Annotated in this window: 4 protein-coding genes and 2 pseudogenes; 1 reads left to right on the top strand and 5 read right to left on the bottom strand. The window is 68.4% G+C overall.

Translation table 11 applies throughout. From position 1 onward, the window contains the following. The 4 genes and pseudogenes from ETD86_RS51595 to ETD86_RS51580 all read right to left on the bottom strand — a co-directional run. Positions 1-901, bottom strand: a pseudogene (locus ETD86_RS51595) (hypothetical protein); the annotation flags it as partial. 105 nt (positions 902-1,006) lie between these two features. Continuing rightward, positions 1,007-1,588, bottom strand: a complete 582-nt coding sequence (locus ETD86_RS51590) for a hypothetical protein (protein ID WP_138673932.1) — start codon at positions 1,586-1,588, stop codon at positions 1,007-1,009. A 13-nt stretch (positions 1,589-1,601) separates the two neighbouring features. Beyond that, positions 1,602-2,108, bottom strand: coding sequence for a zinc metalloprotease (locus tag ETD86_RS51585; protein ID WP_138673931.1), 507 nt, complete (start codon positions 2,106-2,108; stop codon positions 1,602-1,604). 223 nt (positions 2,109-2,331) lie between these two features. Next, entirely contained in the window at positions 2,332-5,583 is a 3,252-nt protein-coding gene (locus ETD86_RS51580) for an efflux RND transporter permease subunit (protein ID WP_138673930.1), read from the bottom strand. A 106-nt stretch (positions 5,584-5,689) separates the two neighbouring features. On the opposite strand from ETD86_RS51580, the gene ETD86_RS51575 reads away from it, so the two are divergent. Continuing rightward, positions 5,690-6,145, top strand: coding sequence for a MarR family winged helix-turn-helix transcriptional regulator (locus tag ETD86_RS51575; protein ID WP_138673929.1), 456 nt, complete (start codon positions 5,690-5,692; stop codon positions 6,143-6,145). A 59-nt stretch (positions 6,146-6,204) separates the two neighbouring features. Here the strand turns inward: ETD86_RS51575 and ETD86_RS51570 are convergent. Beyond that, a pseudogene (locus ETD86_RS51570) lies at positions 6,205-6,390 on the bottom strand (ATP-binding domain-containing protein); the annotation flags it as partial. Positions 6,391-6,520: the final 130 nt, after the last annotated feature.

Genomic DNA, 6,520 nt, shown 5'->3' with positions numbered 1-6,520 from the left:
TCGTCGGCAGCGTCAGAGGTGTATAAGAGACAGCCCCCAGCCCCGCCACCACCGGCACCGCCGCGAACCAGGCGATCTGCGCCCACGGGAAGCCCCCGCAGTCGACACCGAAGCGGCACAGCAGGGGCCCGTCCAACGCGCGCAGATGGTCGGGCAGGCTGAAGTGCAGCCCTGTCGCGTTCTCCGCCCCCGCCGCGCGCAGCCGCTCCATCGGACCGCCGAACCGGATGAACGCCTCGGCCAGCCACTGCGCCCAGCCGACCGCCAGCCCTGCGGCCGTGGCCGCCGCCGGCAGCCGGCCGCGCCTTCGCACCATCCCGTACCCGAGCAGCGGCAACGCCAGCCACGTCGCGTCCGAGGGGCGCAGCAGCGACGCCAGGGCGAACGCCGCCACCACCCCCGCCAAGGCGAGCCAGGGCCGCGGGCGCATGCCTGCCAGGCAGGCCAGGCCCACCCCGGCGACACCGCAGTAGGCGACCCACATGTTCGGCATGGCCTCGTTGCCGTACAAGACCGACAACCACAGACCGGCGAACAGAGCGGCGGCCAGCGGCGCGATAGGCCCGGACCGCAACCGGATCCACGGCGCGTAGGCCAGGAACAGCGCGATCCCCGACAACACACTCAGATACCCCCGGATGGCCGTCACCGACGGCGTGACCAGGGCGACCGGCGCGGCCAGGAGCTGCACCCCGCGTGCGCGCGGTGCGGTGAACTCGGCCGCGGGCACGCCACGGGCCACCTGGCTGAGGTAGACGCTCTCGTCCCAGCCCAGCCCGATCCTGGCGGTGAACACCAGCTGAACCGCCGTAAAGCAGACCGCCACCAGCCCCAGCGCCACGTAAGGACGGCGCCCGGCCGCCCACGGCCTCGACAAGGGTGGAGCCTCGGCCTCATCCATGCGCCCCACGCTACGAACGGCCAGGTCAGGAGCCGTTCAGGGCAAGGTCAGCGGCCGTAGATATGTGAAAGGCCCGCCTGCACAAGGGCAGGCCGTTCACGGTTGCTACGACATCGTCTCCAGCTCGGCACGCGTCAGCTTGATGGGGTTCTCCGGCAGCGGCGCCGGGTTGCTGGCGGCGTCCAGCGGATACTTGGCCTGAACCGGGTTGAGCAACGCGGCCGGCGAGTCAGGATAGGTCTCCAGGAACAGGACGTACCCACCGTCCTGGTTCAGCGGGGTGGTGTGCTCCTCCTGGTAGGTCACGCCTTCGAAGACTCCCCCGAGCTCCTTGACCTCGATGGACTGCCCTGGCTGAGCCTGGCCCTTGAAGACCTTCGTCACCTGCGCGGTGTAGACGGTGATGACCGTCGGCGGAGCCTCGGGCTGAGCGGCCGCCGCGGCGGGCGCTCCCGCCTGCGGGTTCAGCTTCGGATCCGTCACCGCCGGATCAGGCGCCGCCACTTCCCGCAGATAACGTGGCGCCCCGACGATCCGCGCCTCCACGACCAGGGTCGCCTTGTCGAAGAGCGCATCGGCGCTCTGGTACTGGGGATAGTCGGCGCGATAGAGAACAGGCTCCTCATGCGCCGAGCACGCGGTCACGAACACCGCGGCGACAACGAGCGCGCCAAGACGCCTCAACACAGGGCGGCCTCCTTTAGTAGTAGGCGTTGACGTCGGCGACATCGTGCGACTGGGGCGTGGTCATCGAGTTACGGTTCCGGCTCGTGTTCATGATCGAGGTGAGCGAGTTGTGCGCGAGATTCAACGCGTGCCCGAGCTCGTGAACAAGCGTGCTGGTGACGAAGTTCGAGAAGTTGGAGGCGTCCCTGTTGATCGTACGCGAGTTCAGCTTGACGTACATGCACATGCCGCCGCACCGCTGATAGGTGCCGTACCAGGTGTTGCTGTAAGAGCTCACCGTGATGGTCGAACCCGAATTCGAGCTCTTGTAGAAATTGGCGGGGCTCGCGGTCGCGTTCCAATTGGACAGCGCCCTGTTCATCGGCGTCTGCCACGTGCTGTTATAGCTGTACGGGTAGATGTGGATGCTGGCGATGTCCTGGCCGGTGCCGTTCCAGTGGGCGAATGCCGGAGAGACGCCCGTCACGGCCAGCACGGCGACGAGGACCACGGTGAATCCCCGCCGGGCATGACGTTTCAACGCTCCTGAATGCATGTCGAGATGACGCTCCTTGCGTTCTGGGGGTGCCGCGCGAAAACACGAAAAGCAGGGCCTGACAAGGGAGGAATCGAAGCGTTTCGAACGGATTATGGACGCGACATGATCACCTGTCAAGGGTGATCTGACACCCCTGCGACCCCGGACGCCGCAGAAAAAGGCGCCCGCACGGCACCAGGCCGTGCGGGCGCGCAAAGGGCGGAGGTCACGTAGCAGGGGTGAGGACCTTCTCCTCCGGCTGAGGCGCGACCGGCTTGCGCCGCATCCGCTCCTTCGTCCGCTCCACCATCGTGTACAGCGTCGGCACCAGCACCAGCGTGAGCAGCGTCGAGGAGATCAGCCCGCCGATCACCACGATCGCCAGAGGCTGGGAGATGAACCCGCCCGACCCGGTCACGCCCAGCGCCATCGGCGTCAGCGCGCAGATCGTGGCCACCGCCGTCATCAGGATCGGCCGCAACCTGCGCCGGCCGCCCTCGATCACCGCCTCTACCACGCCCATGCCCTGGTCGCGATACTGGTTGATCAGGTCGATCAGCACGATCGCGTTCGTCACCACGATCCCGATCAACATCAGCATGCCGATCAGCGCCGGCACACCCAGCGCCGTGTCGGTCGCCACCAGCAGCCCGACCGCGCCCGTCGCCGCGAACGGGATCGACACCAGCAGGATCAGCGGCTGGATGAAGCTGCGGAACGTCGCCACCATGATCATGAACACGATCGCGATCGCCGCCAGCATCGCCAGCCCCAGGTCCGAGAACGCCTCCGCCTGGTCGGCCGACGCGCCGCCCATCTCATACCTCGCGCCCGAGCCCAGCTGCAGCCCGTCCAGCTTCGTCGTCAGCGTCTGGGTCACCGCGCCCAGGTTCCCCGCGTCGGTCACCTTGGCCGAGACCGTCGCCGAGCGCTCGCCGTCGATCCTGGTCACCTGCGTCGGCCCGGCCACCTCCTTGACATCGGCCACCGTCGACAACGTCACCGTCCCGGTCGCCGTGGCCAGCTTCAGGTCCTCGACCGCCTCGACGTCCTCCGGCGCGTCCGCGCCGCGCAGCACCAGGTCGCTGGTACGGCCGTCCAGTGTGATCTGGCCCAGCGGCGCGCCGCGGAACGCCTGCGCCACCGCCTGCCCGATCTGCGCCTCCGACAGGCCGCGCTCGGCCGCCTCCTCACGGTCGACGACGACCTCGATCCGCGGCGCGCCCGCCTCCAGGTTGGACGACACGTCCTGCAGCCCGGACACCTCACCGATCGCCCGCGTCACCTCGCCGGCCGCCGTACGCAGCGTCTCGAGGTCCGGCGCGCGCACGATCACGCTGACCGTGTCGGAGTTGAACCCGCCGCCGGCGCCGCCCACGGTCACCTCGCCGACCCCGGACAGGCTCGCGATCTGGTCGCGCAACTCCTGCTCGACCTTCGGGGTGTCGGCGCCGTCCTTGAGCGTCACTGAGTACGACGCCTGATCCGCGCTGCCACCGCCGCCGAAACCGCCGCCGCCTCCGAAACCGCCGCCGCCTCCGCCGACGTTCACCTGGTACGTCTCCACCGCGTCCACGCCCGCCAGCACGCCCTCGACCTTCTCGGCGGCCTCGTCGGTGGTCGCCAGGTCCGTGCCGACCGGCATCCGCTGCGACAGCGAGATCGTATTCTGCCCCGAGGAGTCCAGGAAGTTGGTCCGCAGGCTCCCGGCCAGCCCCATCGTGGCGACGAACACCGCCACCCCGATGAGCACCGTCACCAGCTTGAACCGCGTCGCGAACCGCAACACCGGCAGGTAAGCCCGCTGCAACGGCGAACGCAGCTCCTTGGCCTCGGCCTCCTCCCGCACCTTGCGCGCCTGCTCCGGCGTCAGCTCCGGCGTCTTGAGGAACCAGTACGCCAGCACCGGCACCACCGTCAGCGACACCACCAGCGACGCCAGCAACGCCACCGCCACCGTGACCGAGAACGGGCCGAACAACTCGCCCACCATCCCGCCCACGATCGCGATCGGCGCGAACACCGCCACCGTCGTCAGCGTCGAGGCCGTCACCGCCCCCGACACCTCACGCACCGCCGTCAAGATCGCCTGAAGTCTCGCCTCGCCGTAGCCGAGATGCCGCTTGATGTTCTCCAGCACCACGATCGAGTCGTCCACGACCCGGCCCACCGCGATCGTCAGCGCGCCCAGCGTCAGCATGTTCAGCGAGTAGTCGCCCGCCCACAACACGATCAGCGCGATGACCACCGACAGCGGGATCGACACCGCCGTCACCAGCGTCGAGCGCACCGACAGCAGGAACACCAAGATCACCAGGACCGCGAACGCCAGCCCCAGCAGCCCCTCGGTCGTCAGGCTCTCGATCGACTGCTCCACGTACGGCGCCTGGTCGAACACCACCGACACCTGCGTGTCCGACGAGTCGCCCAGCGCCCTGGTCAGCTCCGGCAGCTTGTCCCGGATCGCGTGAGAAATCGTCACCGCGTTGCCGTCCGGCACCATCGTCACCGACACGCCCAGGCTCGTCTTGCCGTCCGTACGGGTGATCGTCGTCGCGTCGGCCAGCCCCCGCTTGATCTCCGCGACGTCGCCCAGCTTGACCGGCTTGAGCGGCTTGGGCTGCGGCACCTGCTGCGGCGACCCGGTCTGCCCCGGACGTGCCTGCGTCTGCGCCTGGGACGGGGTCTGGGCCTGCTGCGGCCGAGCCTGCGCCTGGGACGGGGTCTGGGCCTGCTGGGGCTGGGTGGGCGTCAGGTACAGGTCCTTCAGCTTCTCCACCGAGTCGACCCGCGCGCCCACCTGCACCGTCAGCGTCTTGTCCGCGTCGGTCAGCGTGCCCGCCGGGATCGGGTTGCCGTTCGCCTTGAGCACGTCGGGGATCTGCGCCGCCGACACGCCCTTGTCCTTCATCTTGTCGGCGTCCGGCTCGATCGTCACGACCTCCTCGCGGGTGCCCGTGACCCTCGCCTCCCGCACGCCCTCAACGCCCTGCAACTCCGGCACCATGATGCGGCGCAGCTTGTCGGCCATCGCCCGCTCGTCGCCGCCGTCACCCACCGCCAGCACCAGCACCGGCAGGTCGTCAGTGTTACCCGCCGTCACCTGCGGCTCAACGCCGTCGGGCAGCGTCACCCTGCTGACGGCCTGCTGCATCTTGTTCAGCGACGACTCGACGTCGGTGCCGTACTCGAAGGCCACCTGGATCGACGCCATGCCCTCGCGCGAGGTGGAGGTCATCTGCTCCATCCCGGCCAACCCCTGGAAGGAGTCCTCGATAGGCTTGGTGACCTGGTCCTCCACGATCTCCGGCGACGCGCCGGGATACTGCGCGATCACGAACGCCCCAGGGAACGACAACGACGGCAGCAACTGCTGCTTCAACTGCGGGATCGTGAACACGCCGAACGCGGTCACCACCAACGCCATCAAGATGACAAGAGTGCGATTGACCAGGCTCAACCTGGCGAAAGCGGTCATAGGGCTCCCTCTCCAGAGTTTCGCCCCAGACTAACACTTCGCCTCATACGAATATTTAGATCAACCGAGCGTTCCTGATAACCTTCTCAGGAACGAGAGGGCGGCAGTGAACGACGAACGCGAAGACCTGATCCGGCGGATCACCGAAACACAACGTGACCTGGGACGAGTGTTCGCCCAGCAACGATCGTCCCTCTTCAACTCCAACCTCACCATGCGCCAGCTCAAGGTCATCATGCTGCTGTCCGCCGAAGGCTCCGCCTCCGGCCAGGACCTCGCCGCCGGACTCGGCGTCGGACTCGGCACCGTCACCGGCATCGTCGACCGGCTCATCGCCCAAGGACTCGTCAGCCGCCACGAAGACCCGCACGACCGCCGCGTCCGCCGCGTCGAGCTCACCTCCGCCGGCACCGCCCTCGTCGCCGAGATCAACAACACCGGCACCGACCAGCTGCGCCGCATCGTGAAGCACCTCGACACCCAGACGCTGCGCAACCTCGACCAGGCCATGCGCGCCATCCGGGACGTCGCGGACAAACTCGACAACGAGCCGGGCCCCTGATCCTCGTGGCCAGGTTGTTTTGGTGATAGCGAGCGGAGAGGCATCTCAGCCCGCCGCCTTTACATTGTAGATTTCGTGGCGAGGCGGGACAGGACGTCCGGCAACTCGCCGTCGTAAGCGACCGTCAGCCGCCGCGTCGCCCGCGTCACCGCCACGTACAGGTCCCGCCCGCCCATCGGCGACTGCGCCAGGATCCCCGCCGGATCCACCACCACGACCGCGTCGAACTCCAGCCCCTTGGCCTGCCCCCCGGGCCTGCGACTGTGCGTGGCGGACCTGGACGTCGATCTGACCGTGGTCGCCACCGGACCGATTCCGCCCTCTCAAGCACTGGTCCGCCGCGCCGAACTGGGCCAGGCCGCCGCGATCGCCATG

The sequence above is a fragment of the Nonomuraea turkmeniaca genome (genome assembly GCF_005889735.1).
GTDB classification, from domain to species: Bacteria; Actinomycetota; Actinomycetes; order Streptosporangiales; family Streptosporangiaceae; genus Nonomuraea; species Nonomuraea turkmeniaca.
Note: the sequence above shows the minus strand (reverse complement) of the source record. Positions and strands in the feature narration are given on the sequence as shown.